17 protein-coding genes and 1 pseudogene are annotated in these 19,696 nt (G+C 58.4%); 13 read left to right on the top strand and 5 right to left on the bottom strand.

What is annotated here, in order from left to right:
- Positions 1-5: 5 nt before the first annotated feature.
- The 12 genes from EYC79_RS10000 (at position 6) to EYC79_RS09945 (ending at position 13,265) form a co-directional block, all read left to right on the top strand.
- Complete coding sequence (locus EYC79_RS10000) at positions 6-746, top strand: helix-turn-helix transcriptional regulator (protein WP_130977858.1); 741 nt, start codon at positions 6-8, stop codon at positions 744-746.
- Positions 747-821: 75 nt separating this feature from the next.
- Positions 822-2,045 carry a CmpA/NrtA family ABC transporter substrate-binding protein gene (locus tag EYC79_RS09995; protein ID WP_130977857.1) on the top strand — a complete coding sequence of 408 codons (1,224 nt, stop codon included), beginning with the start codon at positions 822-824 and terminating at the stop codon, positions 2,043-2,045.
- 160 nt (positions 2,046-2,205) lie between these two features.
- A complete protein-coding gene (gene apbC, locus EYC79_RS09990) occupies positions 2,206-3,336 on the top strand; it encodes an iron-sulfur cluster carrier protein ApbC (RefSeq protein ID WP_130977856.1) in 1,131 nt (376 codons plus the stop codon).
- 327 nt (positions 3,337-3,663) lie between these two features.
- Complete coding sequence (gene corA, locus EYC79_RS09985) at positions 3,664-4,641, top strand: magnesium/cobalt transporter CorA (protein WP_113271914.1); 978 nt, start codon at positions 3,664-3,666, stop codon at positions 4,639-4,641.
- A 39-nt stretch (positions 4,642-4,680) separates the two neighbouring features.
- Positions 4,681-6,573: a potassium transporter Kup gene (locus tag EYC79_RS09980; protein ID WP_165457003.1), complete on the top strand. Its 1,893-nt coding sequence runs from the start codon at positions 4,681-4,683 to the stop codon at positions 6,571-6,573.
- Positions 6,574-6,747: 174 nt separating this feature from the next.
- Positions 6,748-7,923: a cell wall hydrolase gene (locus tag EYC79_RS09975; protein ID WP_165457002.1), complete on the top strand. Its 1,176-nt coding sequence runs from the start codon at positions 6,748-6,750 to the stop codon at positions 7,921-7,923.
- Positions 7,924-8,225: 302 nt separating this feature from the next.
- Positions 8,226-8,591, top strand: coding sequence for an AtpZ/AtpI family protein (locus EYC79_RS09970; protein ID WP_062425955.1), 366 nt, complete (start codon positions 8,226-8,228; stop codon positions 8,589-8,591).
- A 70-nt stretch (positions 8,592-8,661) separates the two neighbouring features.
- A complete protein-coding gene (locus EYC79_RS09965; protein WP_062438540.1) occupies positions 8,662-9,411 on the top strand; it encodes a F0F1 ATP synthase subunit A in 750 nt (249 codons plus the stop codon).
- 70 nt (positions 9,412-9,481) lie between these two features.
- Entirely contained in the window at positions 9,482-9,709 is a 228-nt protein-coding gene (locus tag EYC79_RS09960) for a F0F1 ATP synthase subunit C (protein ID WP_027673924.1), read from the top strand.
- Positions 9,710-9,788: 79 nt separating this feature from the next.
- Positions 9,789-10,427: a F0F1 ATP synthase subunit B gene (locus tag EYC79_RS09955; protein ID WP_113259983.1), complete on the top strand. Its 639-nt coding sequence runs from the start codon at positions 9,789-9,791 to the stop codon at positions 10,425-10,427.
- Between the two features lies 1 nt (position 10,428).
- The gene (locus tag EYC79_RS09950; protein WP_062425952.1) at positions 10,429-10,914 is read left to right on the top strand and encodes a F0F1 ATP synthase subunit B; all 486 of its coding nucleotides are present in this window, start codon (positions 10,429-10,431) and stop codon (positions 10,912-10,914) included.
- Between the two features lie 521 nt (positions 10,915-11,435).
- Positions 11,436-13,265 carry a methyl-accepting chemotaxis protein gene (locus tag EYC79_RS09945; RefSeq protein ID WP_116493235.1) on the top strand — a complete coding sequence of 610 codons (1,830 nt, stop codon included), beginning with the start codon at positions 11,436-11,438 and terminating at the stop codon, positions 13,263-13,265.
- A 45-nt stretch (positions 13,266-13,310) separates the two neighbouring features.
- On the opposite strand, the gene EYC79_RS09940 is transcribed toward EYC79_RS09945, so the two are convergent.
- Complete coding sequence (locus EYC79_RS09940) at positions 13,311-13,985, bottom strand: ribonuclease HII (protein WP_116493236.1); 675 nt, start codon at positions 13,983-13,985, stop codon at positions 13,311-13,313.
- A gap of 299 nt (positions 13,986-14,284) precedes the next feature.
- Positions 14,285-15,442, bottom strand: a pseudogene (locus tag EYC79_RS09935) (PA0069 family radical SAM protein).
- Positions 15,443-15,708: 266 nt separating this feature from the next.
- Here EYC79_RS09935 and EYC79_RS09930 point away from each other — a divergent pair.
- On the top strand, positions 15,709-16,227 hold the full coding sequence (locus tag EYC79_RS09930; RefSeq protein WP_116493237.1) for a glycosyltransferase family A protein: 519 nt from the start codon (positions 15,709-15,711) through the stop codon (positions 16,225-16,227).
- 3 nt (positions 16,228-16,230) lie between these two features.
- On the opposite strand, the gene moaB is transcribed toward EYC79_RS09930, so the two are convergent.
- The 3 genes from moaB to EYC79_RS09915 are packed head-to-tail and all read right to left on the bottom strand — an operon-like array spanning position 16,231 to position 19,532.
- A complete protein-coding gene (moaB, locus tag EYC79_RS09925; RefSeq protein ID WP_113178405.1) occupies positions 16,231-16,785 on the bottom strand; it encodes a molybdenum cofactor biosynthesis protein B in 555 nt (184 codons plus the stop codon).
- A complete protein-coding gene (locus EYC79_RS09920; protein WP_130977855.1) occupies positions 16,782-17,690 on the bottom strand; it encodes a 4-(cytidine 5'-diphospho)-2-C-methyl-D-erythritol kinase in 909 nt (302 codons plus the stop codon). Before EYC79_RS09920 ends, moaB begins: the two co-directional genes overlap by 4 nt.
- A gap of 6 nt (positions 17,691-17,696) precedes the next feature.
- Complete coding sequence (locus tag EYC79_RS09915) at positions 17,697-19,532, bottom strand: tetratricopeptide repeat protein (RefSeq protein ID WP_130977854.1); 1,836 nt, start codon at positions 19,530-19,532, stop codon at positions 17,697-17,699.
- Positions 19,533-19,696 lie beyond the last annotated feature (164 nt).

Below are 19,696 nucleotides of genomic sequence, written 5' to 3'. Positions count from 1 at the left end.
TGCGAATGCCGGTCGCCGAACCAGAAAAATTTTCTCCTATGGGGGCAGACAGCGTCTGCGAACTGACGTGCCTGGAAAGTCAGTACGATGTGTTCCGTTTCATGAAGCGCGTGACGGAAAGCTGGGGCATGAAGGCCTTCATGGTGATGAACCTGCCCATGCAGATGTCGCTGACACTGTCGCAATGCACAGTTATCACCAGTTGGCCGGCGGACCTGCTGCAGCAGTACGACAATGACGGGCTTCTCGTCGACAGTAACGTCTACAGTGCTCTGAAGAAGGCGAGCGCGCCTTTCGTGGTCAATCAGGACTTCAGGGGTCATGGTCTGCGCCCGGTTGTCGCAGACAAGTTCAAAGATCTGTTTGCCCGCTTCGATATGATGAACTCGGTCTGGTGCCCGGTTCAGGATATGACAGGCACGCGCGGTGCGGTGTCGCTCTCGGGAGCCAAGTCATCCTTCTCTCGCTCAGAGGTGGCGGAAATCTTCTATCTGGCGGCACACGTGTATGGCCATCTCGCCCATGTCCGCAGCCTGGACTCGCGAGTCAGCGACACATTGACCGACCGCGAAATCGATTGCCTCAACTGGACTGCGGCGGGAAAAACAAGTGCCGAGATCGCCGATATTCTCACGCTCTCCGAGCATACCGTCAATCATTACCTCAATCGCGCGACAAAAAAGCTCGATACCGTCAACCGGACCCAGGCTGTCGCCAAGGCCCTGCGGGTAGGCTTGATAAAATAGGGATTTTTTCTTTTTCCTGTTGTTATCCGTGGCGGTGTGGGTGATCCTGCATCTCTCGGCAAAGAGGAGACTGATTTGGCAGGAACACGGCGCTTCAGGGCAGCGTTTTCTCCTACCGTAGACTGCGCTATTCTCGTCGCAGCGTTTGAAAAGGGTTTTGCCGCCGACGAAGGCGTCGCCCTTGAACTGATCAGAATGAACGGACCGCGCGAAATTCTGGGCGCGTGGTCTTCAGCCGAACTCGATGGCGCACATCTATCCGTCTCGTTGCCGGTTGCTCTCGCTCTACCATCGGCTGACGTTGAAGCCGATCTCATCGTTCCCTTCATTCTCGCGACCGGCGGCTCTACGCTCGTGGTCAGCGCTCTGTTGTATGATGATCTGGTCGAGCAGGGTATGAAAATCCCCGACCCAGGATCGGTTGCCCGTGCGCTTTCGCGCGTTGCCATGGCGCGTCAAAAAGCCGACCTGCCACCCCTGATCTTCGCCACGGAACACTCCTCGTCGACATCGACCTACGAGCTTCTCTATCTCATCGCCAGCACCCGGCTGATCGGCAAAGACGATGTGACGATCATGGAAGCGGCACCCGCCAACATGCCAAGCCTGCTGCGAGACGGCAGCATCGACGGCTTCTATGTGGGTGAGCCCTATGGAAGCGCGGTCACGATGCAAGGGGAGGGGCGGATCGTCACCACCAAATCGCATATCTGGCAAAATGGGCCCGAAAAGGGTCTCGCCGTTTCGAGGCGGTGGGCAGACACGAATGAGCAGACGCTGCACGCAATCCTGCGCGCCTTCTATCGCGCAGGCGAATGGTGTGCCTCTGCCGCGAACAGGGAGGAGCTGGCCGATCTTCTAGCCTCGCCCACCTATCTTGCCTGCGAGATCGAGCACGTTCTTGCCTCGCTATCCGGTTTCATCCCGCACTCGCCCGCCCGATTGCTGGAATGCCACGACTTCTTCTGCGTGAGTGGGAATGCTGCGAACTTTCCATGGCAAAGCCAGGCTCTCTGGTTCTTCAATCAGATGATCCGCTGGAACGAATGCCCGCCACAGGCCGCCGCCGCTGAGAGCGTTCGAGACGCCGCTGCCGAAGTCTTCCGGCCGGACATATTCCGCAAGGCCGTGAGACCGATCTTTGCGCCGGTGCCGGCGGCGAATATGAAGCTGGAAGGAACGCTCAACACGCGGGTCTATGTCGGGGCGGATCGCGCACCGCTTCTTCTCGGGCCGGATACCTTCTTCGATGGTGAGATCTTCGATCCGGAGAGCTTTGCAACCCATCACGAAAGCTGATGGCGCTTTCGATTAAGATCGTCTTGGTAGCGACCGGCCCCCGGCGCCTTATGGCGCATGCCGATTTGCACGGTGATGCGTTTCTCTGTTAAACCCGATGCGCTGATATTGGCGAATAGCGTGGGCTCTCTAACCCTTGCTGAAGCGGATGGGGTTGGGCATGGCACAGGCGGATAAAAAACAGATCGAACAGGCTCTGGAGCAGGTCATCTATCCAGGGAGCGACAAAAGCATCGTCGCACTCGGCATGGTCTCGGAAATCTTTCTGAGCGATTCGAAAGCCTACTTCTCCCTTACCGTGCCCGCAGATCGCGCCAAGGAGCTGGAACCTCTGCGGCTTGCGGCGGAAAAGGCGACACTTGGCGTTCCAGGCGTCAAGGCAGCGGTGGTGGCTTTGACCGCCAATAGCAGGCCGAGCAACGCCTCCCATACCCCGGCGCCAAAGGCCCCACCGGCCGCACCGAGACCTGCGCCACAGCAGCAGGCAAAGGCTGGCGTTCCGGGCATCGGGTCGATCATCGCGGTCGCCTCCGGCAAGGGTGGGGTTGGAAAATCTACCACCGCCGTCAATCTCGCTTTGGGTTTGCAGGCTCTGGGTTTGCGCGTCGGCGTTCTCGACGCCGATATTTACGGCCCTTCCGTCCCGAGGCTTCTCGGCATATCAGGCCGACCAAAGCAGGGCGAAGGCCGCACCATCATGCCGATGGAAAATTACGGCCTGAAAGTCATGTCCATGGGTTTCCTCGTGGATGAGGAAGCGGCCATGATCTGGCGCGGGCCCATGGTGCAATCGGCCCTGATGCAGATGCTGCGCGAAGTCGTCTGGGGAGACCTGGACGTTTTGGTTCTCGACATGCCGCCCGGCACCGGTGACGTGCAGTTGACGATCGCCCAGCAGGTGCCTCTGGCAGGTGCTGTCATCGTCTCCACGCCTCAGGATCTGGCACTCATCGATGCGCGCAAGGGCATCACCATGTTCCGCAAGGTCGAGGTGCCCCTTCTCGGCGTGATCGAGAATATGAGCTACTTCATCGCGCCGGATACCGGCAAGCGATACGACATTTTTGGCCATGGCGGTGCGCAAGCCGAGGCGGAGCGTATCGGCGTTCCATTCCTGGGTGCTGTGCCTCTGACCATGTCGATCCGCGAAACGTCTGATGCCGGGACGCCGATCGTCGTCTCCGAACCGGATGGCCCACAGGCGCAATCCTACAGGGAGATTGCACAAAAGGTGTGGACAGAGATTGGAAGAGGCACCGCCCGCACGGCGCCGAAGATCATATTTGAATAGAACACCTTGAAAATCTTACGGAAAATGGGCCGATATCGATGCACTGACTGCATATCTATCGAGCACGGCAAGCAGGCCCGCAAGATTTAGGCTGAGTAAAAAGCCTATTAGTAGCTTGTATTTAATGATTTTTTCTTAATTGTTGTGAGTGCAGACGCAACCCAGCCTAAAGCCTTAGACGAAAATACCGCTTGATTCTTTACCCTGTTGGGAGCATAGCCCGGCGCCGTTTGAACCGCAGTCTTGCTCATGCGTTTGCGGACGCTACGGATGATGTGTTAGATCGACCAGCCGATGACAATCGGCGCCGCGGACCGGAGAAACTGATTGATAAAAGCCTATCGCTCGAATTGCGAGGCGATCAGCCTGTCTGCTGACGGGGATCTTGCGCATTTATCCGAAGACATCGTCTGGATCGATCTCATCAACCCTCACCGTGACGAAGAGAAGCGCGTCGAAGCCCTGCTTGGCGCCGAGCTTCCGACGCGCGAGGATTTGAAGGACATCGAGCCTTCCAGCCGCCTCTATACGGAAGACAATAATGTCTTCATGACGGCGTCGCTCGTCTGGAAGGCAGATTCGTCCGATCCCCAATTGACCGACGTTGCTTTCATTCTCGTCGGAAACCGGCTGGTGACGATCCGCTATGCGGAGCCGAAGTCGTTCAATCTCTTCATCGCCGCCATCACCCGCACGCCGCATGAAATCCGCAGCGGTGCGGTTCTGCTTTTGAAGCTGCTCGAAACGATCGTCGACCGGACGGCCGAAATTATCGAGAACACTGTGGTCGGTATCGACCATGTTGCGAAGGGAATCTTCGGCGGCGAGGCGCGCAGTAAGCGCAAGGAACCTCGCTATCTGGAAGACAAGATTGCTGAAATCGCTTCCTTCCATCGCCTTGTCTCGAAAGTGCGCGACAGTCTGACGTCACTTGCGCGCGTCCAGTCTTTCCTGCACGCGACGACCCTCGTTCAAGAGGACAAGGATGCCAAGGAAATGGGAGCGTCGATCGCGCGAGACATCCATTCGCTGTCCGAGCACGTGTCCTACATTTCCGGCAATCTGACCTTTCTGCTGGATGCATCGCTTGGCATTATCAATGTCGAGCAAAACGCCATCATCAAGATTTTCTCCATCGCGTCCGTGGTCTTTCTGCCACCGACGCTGGTGGCCTCCATTTACGGAATGAACTTCGCGCGCATGCCGGAATTGCAGTGGGCCTATGGCTATCCGCTTGCAATCTTCGTTATGCTGATATCGGCGATCATCCCGTTTATCGTTTTTCGCTGGAAGGGCTGGCTTTAAAGGGCCAGGATTCATATGCCTAATGCGTTTGAAAAAGACATGCTCGATAAGCCTGAGGTCGAGGACCGCCACCAGCAAGGCCTGTTTGCGGCCATGCTCGGCTCCATCGGCGTCGTGTATGGCGATATCGGCACGAGCCCTCTCTATGCGTTCAGAGAAGCGCTGAAGCCGATCTCCCAGGACGGGCTGACGGAGGCTGAAGTCATCGGCCTTATCTCCCTGATGATCTGGTCGCTGACGATCATCGTCACGATCAAGTACATCTGTTTTCTGCTGCGCGCGGACAATGACGGCGAAGGCGGCACGCTCTCGCTTCTGGCTCTGCTGATGAAGAGAGCGGGCGCGCGGCGCAATTTTCTCATCATGCTCGGCCTGATTGGTGCGGCCCTCTTCCTCGGCGACGCGATGATCACGCCAGCGCTTTCGGTCCTTTCCGCCGTGGAAGGCTTGAAGCTCGTGACGCCGCAGATGGATGAATTCATCATTCCCATCTCGCTTGTCATTCTGGTCGGTCTCTTTGCCATCCAGTCCCATGGCACAGAAATCGTCGCCAAGTTCTTCGGCCCGATCACGGCCGTCTGGTTTATCGTGATGGGCCTTGTCGGGCTCCTGCATATCTCAGATGACTACAGAATCCTCTATTCGTTCAATCCGGTCCATGCCGTCGAATTTTTGATGAATGAGGGTTTCTACGGACTCGTCGTGCTGGGCGCAGTCTTCCTGACGATTACGGGTGCGGAAGCGCTTTACGCAGATCTGGGTCATTTTGGACGCAAACCCATTCAATGGGCCTGGTTCGCGCTGGTCTTTCCCGCACTTACCCTCAATTATCTCGGCCAAGGCGCACTGGTTCTGAAGGACCAGTCGACCATGTCCAACCCCTTCTATCTGATGTTCCCGCAATGGGCGCTGCTGCCGGCGGTTATCCTTGCGACGGCTGCCACGATCATTGCCAGCCAGGCGGTCATCACGGGTGCTTTTTCCATGGTGCGCCAGGCGATCAACCTTGGCTACCTGCCGCGTATGGAAATCCTCTTCACCTCCGAGACCAACACCGGGCAAATCTATCTGCCGTCCGTCAACACGGTGCTGCTCTTTGGCGTCGTCGCCCTCGTGCTCACATTCAAGAGTTCCGATGCGCTGGCCACCGCCTATGGTATCTCGGTTACCGGCGCGATGGTCGTGACCAGCCTGTTGTTCTTCCAGTTTGCCCGCAGCCACTGGAAATGGTCGCTGCCGCTCACCCTCCTGGTGGTTCTGCCCTTTATCACGCTTGAATTGATCTTCCTCGGTGCGAACCTCTTGAAGATCCACGACGGTGGCTACGTGCCGGTCCTGCTGGCGATCGCCTTTACCGTCATTATGATGACGTGGCAGCGCGGCTCCAAAATTCTTTTTGCCAAGACCCGCAGAACCGACGTGCCGCTGAAGGCCTTCGTCGCCTCCGTAGAAAAGGAAAGCGCGCATGCGCCGGTGCGCATCCCCGGCACGGCAATCTTCCTGACGGGCGATCCCGAGACGGCACCCGCCGCCTTGCTGCACAACCTCAAGCACAACCACGTTCTTCACGACAAGAACGTCATCCTGACGATTCGCACGGAAGATACGCCGCGCGTTCACCCGGACAAGCGCTACACCATGACCAAGGTCAGTGAGCGCTTCGTCGTGGTGGAATTGCATTTCGGCTTCATGGAAACCCAGAACGTCACCCAGGCACTCGGTTATCTGCGACGCACCGGCTACAAGTTCGACATCATGTCGACCTCCTTCTATTTGGGACGTCGAAAACTGGTGCCGGATTCGAAGTCCGCAATGCCTGGCTGGCAGAACCGGTTGTTCATCGCTTTGGCTGAGAATGCGGCGGACCCATCCGATTACTTCCGCCTGCCGACAAACCGCGTCGTCGAACTGGGCTCCCACGTGGTCATTTGAGCCCTCGTTGTAAAAGCCATTGAACGCGTCGCTCTCCGATGGAGAGCGACGCGTTTTAGTATCTGGTCACACATTAATGTGAGGTGGCTTTCAGAGGCGCCTCGTTAACCAAGCATCAAGGTTAATGAGAGATTATCCGGTTGTGTAGCAAGTCGTTTGCGTGTGTCCGGAGTCATGGTTTTGCGTTCAAGAAAAGTATCGCGTCGCGGGCCCCTCATTGCCTATGAGAAGTGGACCTCGCCTGTTATCTTTGGCCTTGTGGCCTGGCTTGCCTTTCCTTCCCTTGCAGCGCGCGCCGATTTGGCTTCTCTTCTTGCCGGTCTTGATGCTGGCGGCGAACAGTGGCGCATGGTGCTGACCAACTCTCCAGCGGGTTCCGTCCACAATGCTTCACTGGCTTTCAATGATGCGAGCGATACCGCCGCCATCACCGGCGCGGGCATGACGCTTCCCGATGGCCGCAAGGTTGCCTTCGTGACCAAAAAGGGTGGCCATGAGACGACGCCCGATAGCGAGCGCGTCAATCGCGCCGCCAAGAAGGGCAGGGTGATCGCCACCGAAGTCATGCAGCCGCCGAAAGCCTTTACCGCCGGCTCCGTTCTCCAACGCACTAGTATGATCGACATCGAGCCGCTGAAGCGCAAGGATCGCACCGCCTTCGTCAAGCCGAAGAAGAGCAAGGAGATCGAGCTGGCCTCCTTCTATTTCCGTCGTGACGAGAAGAAGGCCGACAGGACGGTCTCACCGATGCTGGCGGATCTGGTCACCAACCGCACCCCGGATATATTGGCGACAGCCTATGCGCCGCCGGAGCCAGACTTCGCCCGCGAGTCGCCCTTCGACGCCATCCTGAAAAAGCCGGATACCGGCCGCTTCATCCCGCCGATCACGCCAGACGATCACGCCTGGGCTGCGACACCGCTGCCAGCGGAAGCCTTCTCCGCGGCAGAGCAGCAGTGCCTGGCCTCCGGCATCTATTTCGAGGCCCGAGGCGAGTCGATCAAAGGCCAGGCGGCCGTCGCCCAGGTAATTCTAAACCGTGTGCGCAACCCCGCCTATCCGAAAACCATCTGCGGCGTGGTCTATCAGAACAAGGACTGGCGTAACCGCTGCCAGTTCTCCTTCGCCTGCGACAACATCAAGGACCGCGTCAATTCCGAGCGGCACTGGAAGATGGCGCGTGAAGTTGCCATGGCGACGACAGCCGGCAAGATCTGGCTGAGCGAAGTGGGCTCTGCAACCCATTATCACGCCATTTATGTTCGACCCGCCTGGGGCAAATCCATGAAGAAAGTCGGCAGGATCGGATTGCATGTCTTCTACCGTACCTATGGCGGTGGCTGGAGCTAGAACGGTTCCATTTCACAAGCGCGCGCTGTCGCGATCACGCGGATTTGCCTGCAAAACTCGTGTCAAAAATGCCGATTCCATCGGCAAACCGTGCCAAGAATCCGTGCTTGTCGTTCAAGCGACTGATTTTGCTTGGAAAATTTGTGCTGAAACAAGCGCCGACGGTGCCTTGACTAGCGAAGTCCCTAAAACTATGTTGCGCGCGACTTCAGAGCGGGCTGGAACAGGCTAAAAGCCCTGCCGTTTACAACTCCAAAGGGTTCTGGCATCGCTGGAACGGAGATAAAGGGCAGGATTTGAAAATGACCGGCAACCGTAACGATAGTCTGGACGAGCGCCGCAAGCGCCTTGCCGAGGGATTGGCCAAGGTTCATGCGGAGGACGAGGCGGAGAGGCGGACGGAGCAGAGCGCGGAGGAAAGCCGGAAAGGCTTTGCGATGGCGATCAAGCTCTCTTCGGAGTTCATTTCCGCAATTATTGTCGGCGCGATGCTGGGTTATCTTCTGGACTATTTTGCCGGCACGTCGCCGTGGGGGATGATCGTTCTTCTTCTTCTCGGCTTCTGTGCGGGCGTATTGAATGTCCTGCGGTCCGCAGGGGTAGTGGCCAAGTCGCCGCTTCTCAAGGACGGGCTGGGGAAAGATCAGGGTGGGGAGAAAAACGGCTAAAGCCGTTCTTTCCATGGAATATAGATGCGAGGTGCCGCGGTTTTGCGGCAACAGGTAAAGAGGGCAGCCGGTGGCAAACGATCCGACTCATCAGTTCTTGGTGCAGCCGATTATCCCGATCAACATCGGTGGCGTCGATTTTTCGTTCACCAATGCGTCGCTTTTCATGGTCGCAACGGTCGCTGCGGCGTCGGGCTTCCTTTATTTCGCAACGTCGAACCGTGGTCTGATCCCAGGTCGCATGCAGTCCGTTGCTGAAATGTCCTATGAGTTCATCGCGTCGATGCTGCGTGAAGGTGCAGGCAAGAAGGGAATGGTCTTCTTCCCCTTCGTCTTCTCGCTCTTTATGTTCGTGCTGACGGCCAATCTTCTTGGCATGTTCCCGTACTTCTTCACGGTCACCAGCCAGATCATTGTCACCTTCGCGCTGTCGTGCCTCGTCATCGGAACGGTCGTCGTTTACGGTTTCTACAAGCATGGTCTGCACTTCCTCGGTATCTTCGCGCCGTCGGGTGTTCCGGCAGTCCTTCTGCCTCTGGTGTCTTCCATTGAGGTCATTTCCTTCCTCTCGCGTCCGATCAGCCTTTCCGTTCGTCTTTTCGCGAACATGCTGGCAGGTCACATCACGCTGAAGGTGTTCGCAGGTTTCGTCGCTTCCATGAGCGCGCTTGGCGCGATCGGTGTCGGCGGAGCGATCCTGCCTCTCCTCATGACGGTCGCCATGACCGCTCTCGAATTTCTCGTCGCCTTCTTGCAGGCATATGTCTTCGCGGTACTGACTTGCATGTACCTGAACGACGCCGTGCATGGTGGTCACTGAGAAGTAAAGTCGCTGGCCCCGGAACCGGGTGTCAAAAAACAGCCGCAACAACCATTTCAAGGAGCTTAATATGGAAGCGGAAGCAGCAAAGTACATCGGCGCAGGTCTCGCATGCCTCGGCATGGCTGGTACGTCCCTCGCTCTCGGCCGTATCTTCGGCGATTTCCTCTCCGGCGCACTGCGCAACCCGTCTGCCGCTGACAGCCAGTTCGGCCGTCTGGTATTCGGCTTCGCCGTTACGGAAGCTCTGGGCATCTTCTCGCTGCTCGTTGCTCTCCTTCTCCTGTTCGCTGTCTAATAACAGCATCAGGTTTGGATCACGGCTCGCAAACGGCGTGCCGTGATCCTTCGCATTTGCAGTACCCCTGGAGGTGAGCATGTTCGTGACCGAGGCTCTTGCCCAGTCAGCAGCGCCGTCAACCGGAACGACGACGGAAACACCCGCTGTCGGCCAGACGGCCCCGGAAGCAACGCATACGGAAACCGGAGTGGCGCATGACGCCGGTCACGGATCCGGCGTATTTCCGCCATTCGATTCGTCGACCTACGCATCCCAGCTTCTGTGGCTGGCGATTTCGTTCGGCCTTTTCTACGTGCTCATGAAGAAATTCATCGTGCCACGCGTCGGTGGCATCCTTGAGGATCGTCATGGCCGCATCGCACAGGATCTCGATGAAGCCTCCCGGCTGAAGTCCGAGGCTGATGCCGCGATCGAAACCTATGAAAAAGAACTTGCCGCAGCACGGGCCAAGGCTGGATCCATCGCAGGCGCTGCCCGCGACGCTGCAAAGGCAAAGGCCGATGCGGACCGCGCCGCAGTCGAAGCGGAACTGGCTGAGAAGCTGTCCGCTGCCGAAGCGCGGATCGCGTCCATCAAGCAGCAGGCATTGGCCGATGTCGGCACAATTGCTGAAGAAACCGCGACCGCCGTCGTCGATCAACTGATCGGCACAAAGGTCAAGGACACCGATGCCAAGGCAGCCGTTGCCGCGGTATCCGATGTGAAGGGAGCTTGAGATGGCGTTTGATGCATCATTCTACGCACTCGTAGGCCTTATTCTCTTCTTCGTCCTGATTGCCTACCTCAAGGTTCCAGGCATGTTGGCAAGCTCGCTCGACGAGCGCGCAAAGAACATCACCGAGGAACTGGCGGAAGCCAAGCGCCTGCGCGAAGAAGCCCAGCACCTGCTGGCGGAATATCAGCGCAAGCGCAAGGAAGCGGAAGCGGACGCGGCTGCCATCGTTGCCGCTGCCGAACGCGAAGCCGCCGCTCTGACCGCCGAAGCCAAGGCGAAGACGGAAGAGTTCGTCGCTCGCCGTACCGCGCTTTCCGAGCAGAAGATCAAGCAGGCCGAAACCGATGCGATCGGCGCTGTTCGCTCCGCTGCAGTCGACATTGCAATTGCAGCGTCGGAAAAGCTGATCGCCGAAAAGACGACGGCTGCTGCCAAGGGCAAGCTGTTCAAGTCTGCCGTCGGCGAAGTGAAGTCTCGGCTGAACTAAGCCCAGGCGCGATCTGCACGCATTGAATATTCAAAACCCCTTCGGGTCACCCCCGAAGGGGTTTTTTGTTGTTCTGTTCCCAAGATCCGAAACCAAAGGCAGCATCGCCTTTCACAGAATGTCGCACAGAGTGTGCGGCGGTTTCGCGCGGCGTGCTTCAGGCACAAGCATCCGCGCCAACAGGGCCATCGAGATATTGCCCGGCCGCCAAGTATTGGTCTCTGCTTACGTCACGCGAAACAGAGTGGCATAGTAGAAAATTCCTCCGCTCAAGGCACTGTTGCTCTTGCTCGTCAGTGTCGAAGGCCAGGATCGCTCAATTTATGAAATGTTTAAGATAAGACTAACATAAGATATAACTTAATTAAATATAAACCTTATTTGATAATATTTAGTCTTAAGCGTCGCGGGCAGTCCAGTTGGACCAGTCTCGCGCCCTTCACTGCAAATGATTTGTAGCGAGGCTTTAAGCCGGACACGCGTCCAAGATCATGACCGTATAGTTATTTGAGGAAGAGACTATGAAATTATCGCTTGGCAAGGTTCTTGCGGCGCTGTCCGGGGTCATGATTCTTGTGGCGGGTGTGCAGGGCGTCTCCTCAATCAGATCCATGGTGCAGATCGAGGACGGGATCGACGTTATCGTCCGTCAACGAGTTCCAGGTTTCATCGTTATTGGCGCTATCAATGCCGATATCGGCAGCATTAGAAACGCGCAGGGCGCCATCGTTATTGCAGATCCGGACGCGCGGGCCGATTTTCAGGCTGAATTATCAAAGGCAGACAGTGCACTCACTGCAAAGCTGAAGGAATACCGGGAATATCTCGTCGACGATGCGGATAAGCAGCACTTCGAAAGCTTCAACGCGCGCTGGGCCGCGGCCCAGAGCAAGTGGGCGCAAGTGCTGGCCCTCGTCGAGGCCAACAAGATGGACGAGGCCAGATGGCTGTTTTCCGGTGGCGCATTGAATGCTTACGACCAAGCCAAGACCAGCCTTCAGGAGGCGGTTGACGACATCGAGATGGATGTGCGTGCTGAGGGCGATGTGACCGTCGCCACCGCCGGTACGGCGATCACACTCAACTACATCGCGCTTGCCGTCGCGATGACCATCGGTCTCGCTGCCGCGATCTTCGGCAATCGTTACATCGCAAGGCCGCTCGTGCAGATGACGGCAGTCATGCGCAGGCTGTCCTCCGGCGATACGCGGATCGATATCCCGGGCCGTCACCGCAAGGACGAAATCGGCTCGATGGCGGATGCCGTCGAGGTTTTCCGTCAGGGCGCTATCGAGAACAAGCGGCTTGAGGCCGAGTCGGAGCAAAACCGCAAGCGCGCCGAAGCAGAACGGGTGGAGGCGCAGCGAAAGGCTGAAGCTGACGCAGAGGAACGACTGCGCGTGGCGACATCGGGTCTGGCCGCGGGGCTTCGCCGGCTTGCCTCCGGGGATCTGGCATTCCGTCTGAACGAGACCTTTGCGCCTGATTTCGAGCCACTCAGAACCGACTTCAACCACTCCATTCAGCAGCTCGGTAATACGTTGACGGAAATTTCCCGCGCGATCGAAACGATGAACAGCGGAACCCGTGAGATTGCCGAAGGCTCGGCAGATCTCTCCCGGCGTACAGAGCAGCAGGCTGCCACCCTCGAACAAACCGCTGCGGCACTGGATGAGATCACCGTCAACGTGGCGAACTCCACCAAGCGCGCCCGGGAGGCGACAGGCGCTGCAAGCGAAGCCAACCAGGCGGCGAAGGTTTCCGGCAATGTCGTTGCAGCGGCAGTCGACGCGATGCAGCGTATTGAACATTCCTCTGGCCAGATTTCCAATATCATCGTGGTCATCGACGAGATCGCCTTCCAGACCAATTTGCTGGCGTTGAACGCCGGCGTCGAGGCAGCACGCGCTGGCGAAGCTGGCAAGGGCTTCGCAGTCGTTGCTCAGGAGGTGCGCGAACTGGCGCAGCGTTCTGCCCAGGCCGCCAAGGAAATCAAGGAGCTGATCGGCAAGTCTTCGCATGAGGTAGAGAGCGGCGTGAAGCTAGTTCAGCAGACCGGCGATGCGCTCAAGACGATTAGTCACCACGTCGAAGCCGTCAATGAGCACATGGGCGCGATTGCCACCTCATCCCAGGAACAGGCGACGGGTCTTTCGGAAGTGAACACGGCCGTTAACCAGATGGACCAGACGACGCAGCAGAATGCCGCCCTCGTGCAGGAAACCACCACCGCAACCTCTGCACTGGCGACAGAAAGCGAGAGGCTGCGTGCGCTACTCGAGCAGTTCAAACTGGCCGATCACGCGCAGCAAGGTGCCAACCGAGACGGCTATATGCGTATGGCCGGTTGATGGACGGAAAGGCGCTCTTCAACCACCGGGGAGAGTGCCAGCCTATCAGGCGACGTCGGCTTCGGCAGCATCCTGCCGAAGCGGTCGAAAGCTCATTCGATGAAGTGAGCAGGCCCCATGGGCTTCGATGGCGCGAAGGTGCACGGGCGTCCCGTAACCCGCATGAAGCTCGAAGCCATAGGCGGTGTGCACAGTCCCGGCCCGCTCCATCATCCGGTCCCTAGTGACCTTGGCGATGATCGACGCGGCTGCAATCGAGAGAGATCGCGCATCCCCCTTGATCACGGCCTTTGCTTCGCAGGACATGCCAGGCGGCTGGTCGCGCCCATCGGCCAACACCAGTCGAGGCGCAAGCTCAAGCCCAAGGACGGCGCGGCGCATGGCATCGAGGCTTGCGCGCAGTATATTGATCCGGTCGATCAGCACCGGACCGGATGACGCGACGGAGACGATCGAGGTTTCCAGGATCTTCGTAAACAGCACTTCCCGTTTTGCCTTGGTGAGCTTCTTGGAATCATCGAGGCCGTCGGGAATATTATCGGGATCAAGAACGACAGCGGCGGCAACGACCGGACCGGCCAGAGGGCCTCGACCAGCCTCATCGGTCCCGGCCACGGGCCAAAGGCCGCGCTGGCGTGCTTCTAGCTCCATGCTGAAGTCGGGGCTCGCCGGAGCAAGATCGAACAGGGCAGGAGAATCGGATGCTGTGCGTCGCTTCATGCGGCGGAAACTTGCACAGACACCCGATCTCCCGCAAGCCCCCGGTGCGGCGATAGACAACCCGTAGGGCGTGGTTGTCATCCATGGCTCAAGAGGCCAGGGTCGTTTTCCTATAGGGCGGCGGAAAACGAGAAATCGCACGCGAGGCGGCGGAACCGGGGGCAATGCCGGTACGTCAGGGACGCGCACCGAACATTTCTTCGAAGAGGGGCTTCACAGCCGTGGTTTCGGCGCAGCTCTGTGGAGACGCGCCAAGAACCAATGTTGTAAGCGGTAGCTGGACCGAGCGTCTCCTTCCTTCAAAGCAAGGAGAGTTGCACGCCGGCACCACTTGGTGGGGCAAAGAGATCGTCACGCAGCTGGATGCCCCTGCGAATGAGACCGAGCCTTTTAGTCGCCATTTCGAAGCGGCGGCTGATCTGCCACGCATAGGGTCCAGCACCCTTCATGCGCTTGCCAAACTCCGAGTCATATTCCTTGCCGTCGCGCATGGAGCGCACCAGCGACATGACGTGGCGGTAGCGATCCGGATAGTTGCGCAGCAACCAGTCACGAAACAGCGGGCTGACCTCAAGGGGTAGACGCAGCAGAACATACGAGGCCTCTGTCGCACCGGCGGCTTTACCGGCCTCCAACACCCGCTCGATTTCATGATCGTTCAGCGCTGGGATGACTGGCGCCATCATCACGGCCACAGGTATGCCAGCCTCCGTCAGTATCTTGACTGCCTCCAACCGTTTCGATGGCGTCGAGGCGCGGGGCTCCATGCTGCGGGCAAGTTTGCGATCGAGCGTCGTCACCGAGATGCCGACCTTGACGAGACCCTTTTTCGCCATGGGCGCCAGAATATCGATGTCGCGCGTGATCAGCGCCGATTTCGTCACGATGGCGACCGGGTGTTCCGCCTTGGCCAGTACCTCGAGGATCTGGCGCATGATCCGCCATTCCTTCTCGATTGGCTGGTAAGGATCGGTATTGGTGCCGATCGCAATCACCCGCGCCTTGTAGCCCGGCTTGGAAAGCTCGCGTTCCAGAAGTTTGGCAGCGTCCGGCTTGGCAAAAAGCTTCGCTTCAAAGTCGAGGCCAGCCGAAAGTCCCATATAGCTGTGCGTCGGACGGGCGAAGCAATAGATGCAGCCATGCTCGCAGCCGCGATAGGGATTGATCGATCGGTCGAAGGGGATGTCAGGCGATTCGTTGCTGGTAATGATTGTGCGCGGCTTTTCCACCTACACATCCGTCTTGAACTCCGGCAGTTCTTCGATGATGTCCCAGCCATCGTTAAAGGCTTCATGCTGCAACGTCTCGAAACGACCGCCAGGATTGATGCCCGCACCTCTGCCGCGACGACGATCGATTTCGATCCTGAGGCCAGAGTCATCTGCCAGAGCATTGGCAATATCCGGCGTATGGCCCGGCTGATAGGCAGCCTGCCCCGAAAGCACTTGGTGTCTCATCTGATGCTCCTGACCGGCCTGCGCCAGCGAATTGGATGAAACGATTCCTACGCTAAATATGAGAACAATACAAGAACAAAAGAACTTGGTAGCGCTTTCTCGCGCGGTATGCGGCGCGAGGAGGAGCGCTGCAAAGCAAGAAACAATGGAACTGTCCTGCTGCATTGCATCATTTTGCCATCTGCCGCGACAGAAAATCCATTTGGGTTTCCATGGCGATGCTGTAGGAACTTTATCGTCTTGAACGCACCACAAGTGACGAGAACATGCTGACAGTCATCATGGAATGCCGCAACCAAGAGCCAGAGCTTGCGCATACGCTTTCGGCGCTGGTGACGGGCGCCGTGAAGGGTTTGATCAGTGACGTCATTATTCTCGACCACGCCTCACACGATGGCTCGGCGCGGGTCGCCGAAGCTGCCGGTTGCCGCTTCCATCAGCGCTGGGAGATCGGCGATGTCATTCAATCGATCCGCGGCGAGTGGGTGTTGCTGATCGAGCCGGGCAGCCGTCCGCAAGGTGGCTGGATCGAGGATATTCTCGAATATATGGCGCTGGACGAGCGGCCCGCGCAATTCTCCCCCTCGCGCTATTATAAAAAGCCGTTTCTGAAGCGACTGCTCCGCCGCGGTCCGCCATTGGAATTCGGCCTGTTGCTGCGCAAGCAGGACGCTCTCCAACTCGCGAAATCCGGCCTCCCACCGACCGAATTTTCAAAATCCCAGAAGCCGCGCAGACTGACGGCGGAGTTGGTGCCAGCTTGGGCGCTTCGTCCAACGCGATAGGGATCAGCCCTTCGTGCGGCGCAGATGCTCGTCCAGCCGTGGCATGATTTCCACGAAGTTGCAGGGCATGTGGCGATAATCCAGCTGCGCTTTCAAAATGCCGTCCCAAGCGTCTTTGCAGGCGCCTGGTGAACCCGGCAGAACGAAGACGAAGGTTGTGTTTGCAAGCCCGGCGGTGGCGCGTGACTGGATGGTGGATGTGCCGATCTTGTCATAGGAGATGCGGTGGAACACCTCTGAGAAACCGTCCATGCGCTTGTCGAACAGAGGCTCCAAGGCTTCCGGCGTCACGTCGCGCCCGGTAAAGCCCGTACCACCCGTGGTAATGACCACGTCGATGTCATCCGAAAGCGTCCAGCCTTGCACCTTTTCGCGAATGGCCCCGATGTCATCTGGCACGATGGCGCGATCCACAAGACGGTGGCCTGCCTCCTCAATCCGTGCGGCCAACGTGTTGCCGGATTTGTCGTCCGCCAAAGTGCGCGTGTCGGAGATGGTCAGCACGGCGATCCCGACCGGAATGAATTGACGCTCTCCACCCGTGTTCTTCTCACTCATGACGCTCTCCCTGCAATCGTTCTGGTCTCTTGAACATACCATCCGGGCTTCTGTTCCCGAAGCGATGCTGCTGCGGCCTCCGCTTTCTCCCAGTCGGAAAAAATGCCGAAGCATGTGGCGCCCGAACCGGACATGCGCGCAACATCCGCGCGCGCCGAATGCAGCATCGATAGCATATCGCCGATCTCCGGCAGAAGCTTCACGGCTGGAGGCTGCAGATCGTTTCTGAGCGCGTCCATCATCGAAAGCCAGGACTGGCCTTGATCCTCAGGCGGTGCGGGAAGGGGTGCATTCTGCTTGTCCTCCAGTAGCCGGAAGATATGCGGCGTTGAAACCCCCTTGAGCGAGTTGACCAGCACCAGCGACAATTGAGGAAACTGCGGAAGAAGGGTAATTTCTTCCCCAATCCCCTGTGCGATCAGTGGCTGGCTGGCAAGACACATCGGTACGTCCGCACCGAGCATCAGCGCCATGTCCACCAAGGCATTGTCGTCAATCTCCAGTTGCCAGTGGCGGATCAATCCGCGCAAGGCTGCCGCGGCATCGGCTGAACCGCCGCCAATCCCAGAGGCGACCGGCAGGTTTTTCTCCAGGTGAATGGCAACGGGCGCTGGTGTGAGCCCGCTTTTCTGGACATGGCCGCGAAGGAGATCGCGCGCCTTCAGCACAAGATTGTTGCTCGCATCCGACTGAAGAAGCTCCGAGGCAAATCGCCCGGAGATCGAAAAGCTGTCTTCGGCGGCACCGCGAATGCGGACGACATCGCCTGCTTCGGTAAAGGTCACCAGCATGTCGAGGAGGTGGTAGCCGTCTTCCCTTTGCCCCGTCACATGCAGGGCAAGGTTGATCTTTGCCGGAGCGGCCTCAACAGTATCGACCGCTCCCTTCCCATCACTCGGACCCATCCGATGTCAGGATTTTTTGTCCGGGGCAGGGGCAGGCGGTGCAGGTGGCGGTGGAGCCTGATCCTTCTTCGCGGTGTTCTCTGCATCCTTTTCCAAGGGCGGCAGGCCATTGGCGATTTTTTCCTTCACCTTCGCCTTGTCCACGTCGTCGCTATCGCCGATCAGAGCACGGTTCCACTGGTAGACGGCCTCCAGCTTGCGGCCGACACGCCAATAGGCGTCACCCAGGTGGTCGTTGATGGTGGGGTCCCCGGCGCGAAGCTCGATCGCACGTTCCAGTTCGGTCACGGCTTCATCGAAAGCGCCAAGGCGATAATGCGCCCAGCCGAGCGAATCGACGATGTAGCCATCATTGGGGCGAAGCTCCACCGCGCGGCGGATCATGTCGATGCCTTGGTCGAGGTTCATGTTCTTGTCGACCCAGGAATAGCCGAGATAGTTCAGAACTTGCGGCTGTTCCGGGTTGAGCTCCAGCGCCCGCTTGAAGTTCGGCTCGGCCTTGTCCCACTGCTTCAGACGCTCATAAGCAATGCCGCGCTGGAAGAAGATCGTCCAGTCGGACTTCTTCGGGACCGCGCCGATCATCTCGACAGCCTTGTCGTAATTGGCAGCCATGGCGGCATAGTCTTTGGCGTCCGACAGGACGGCGCCATAGGCTAGGTAGGAGCGAATGTCGTCAGGATCGGATTCAAGCAGGGCCTTCAGATGTTGGCGCGCCTCATCGACCTTGCCGGTCTGCGCCAGTGTCAGGCCGAGCTGCAGTTCGGAAATGCGATGCATCGGCGAATCGGCCGGCACTTCGCGATAGAATTCGATGGCGCGCTCGGCCTGCTTCTGCGCCTCGGCCAAGCCGCCGAGGAGGATGAGCGTATCGGCACTCTTCGGGTCGAGTGCGCGCGACGCCTGGAGATAGAGCGTCACGATCTCTTCCGCGCCTTCGCGGTTCAGTGCACCGGCAATCGAGAACATGACGGAGGCAGCGCCTTCAACGGCTGTCTGAACCTGCTGGTCCGGCTTTTCACCCTTTTCGATGCTCTGTCGCAGCGCCTTCAAGGGCGCGTAATTCGGAGCAAAACCGTCGCCGACGGCAATCGTGTCCAGCGCCTTTTGCTTGTTGCCGGCTTTCGCCTCCAGCCGCGCGAGTGCCATGACGGCGCGCATATAGGTGTCGGTTGCGGTCGCGCCGCCTTCACGGTCGGCCACTGCTTCGCTCAGGCTCTTGCGAGCCGCGTCCGTGTTGCCGGTCACGAGCGCAATGGCGCCCGCATTGTATTTCTGGAAGATCGAGAACCAGCCCGGCCCCTTCATGCCATTGACCATGGCGAGCGCTTCCTTGCTCTTTCCGGCGCCAGCGCGCGCCCAGGCAGCAAGAAGCGTATTGACCATGCGGTCCAGATCGTTCGGGCCGCTATATTTCAGGATTTTCTCGGCGGAGGAGAATTCCTTGTGCTTGATGGCGGCAAGTGCACGCACGATCGTCGTCACGCGCTCCACCGAACTGTCGTCCTTCAGGCTGTCGGCAATCTTGGCGCCGGCCTCGAAGTCGCCGCTCAACAGTTGTGCGATCATCAGGCGCTGGCGAATTTCGGTATTGGCCGGATCGAAATCCAAAGCCTTCTGGTAAAGCGTGATGGCGGTCGCATAATCCTGGTCGACATCCGCGGTGCGGGCAGCCAGAAATGCGCCTGAAAAGGTGGTGACCCGATTTGGATCGAACTTGACGGCCTCTTCCGCCTTATCGGCGGGCTTCGTCTCTGCCAGCGCGGCAGAGCCTGCGCCAAGCGTGAGTGCGGCAATGAAGGCCGCGCTGCAGAAAAGACGAAATGCTGGATTGCGCCGCATGAAGGAACCCTTGCTTGTGTGCTTCCGCACTGAAAAATCAGCTTCAAACTTGACAGCGCCGGGCACCACATCTGCCCTTGATCACTGTTAAGGTTGAGATAGACACGCCATCGGAAACCGGAATCGGTTCAGAAAGCGGTGCATCACGTCACGATAGAATGGCT

Origin of the sequence: Agrobacterium cavarae (assembly GCF_004310285.1) — a bacterium.
In the GTDB taxonomy this organism is placed as follows: domain Bacteria; phylum Pseudomonadota; class Alphaproteobacteria; order Rhizobiales; family Rhizobiaceae; genus Agrobacterium; species Agrobacterium cavarae.
Note: the sequence above shows the minus strand (reverse complement) of the source record. Positions and strands in the feature narration are given on the sequence as shown.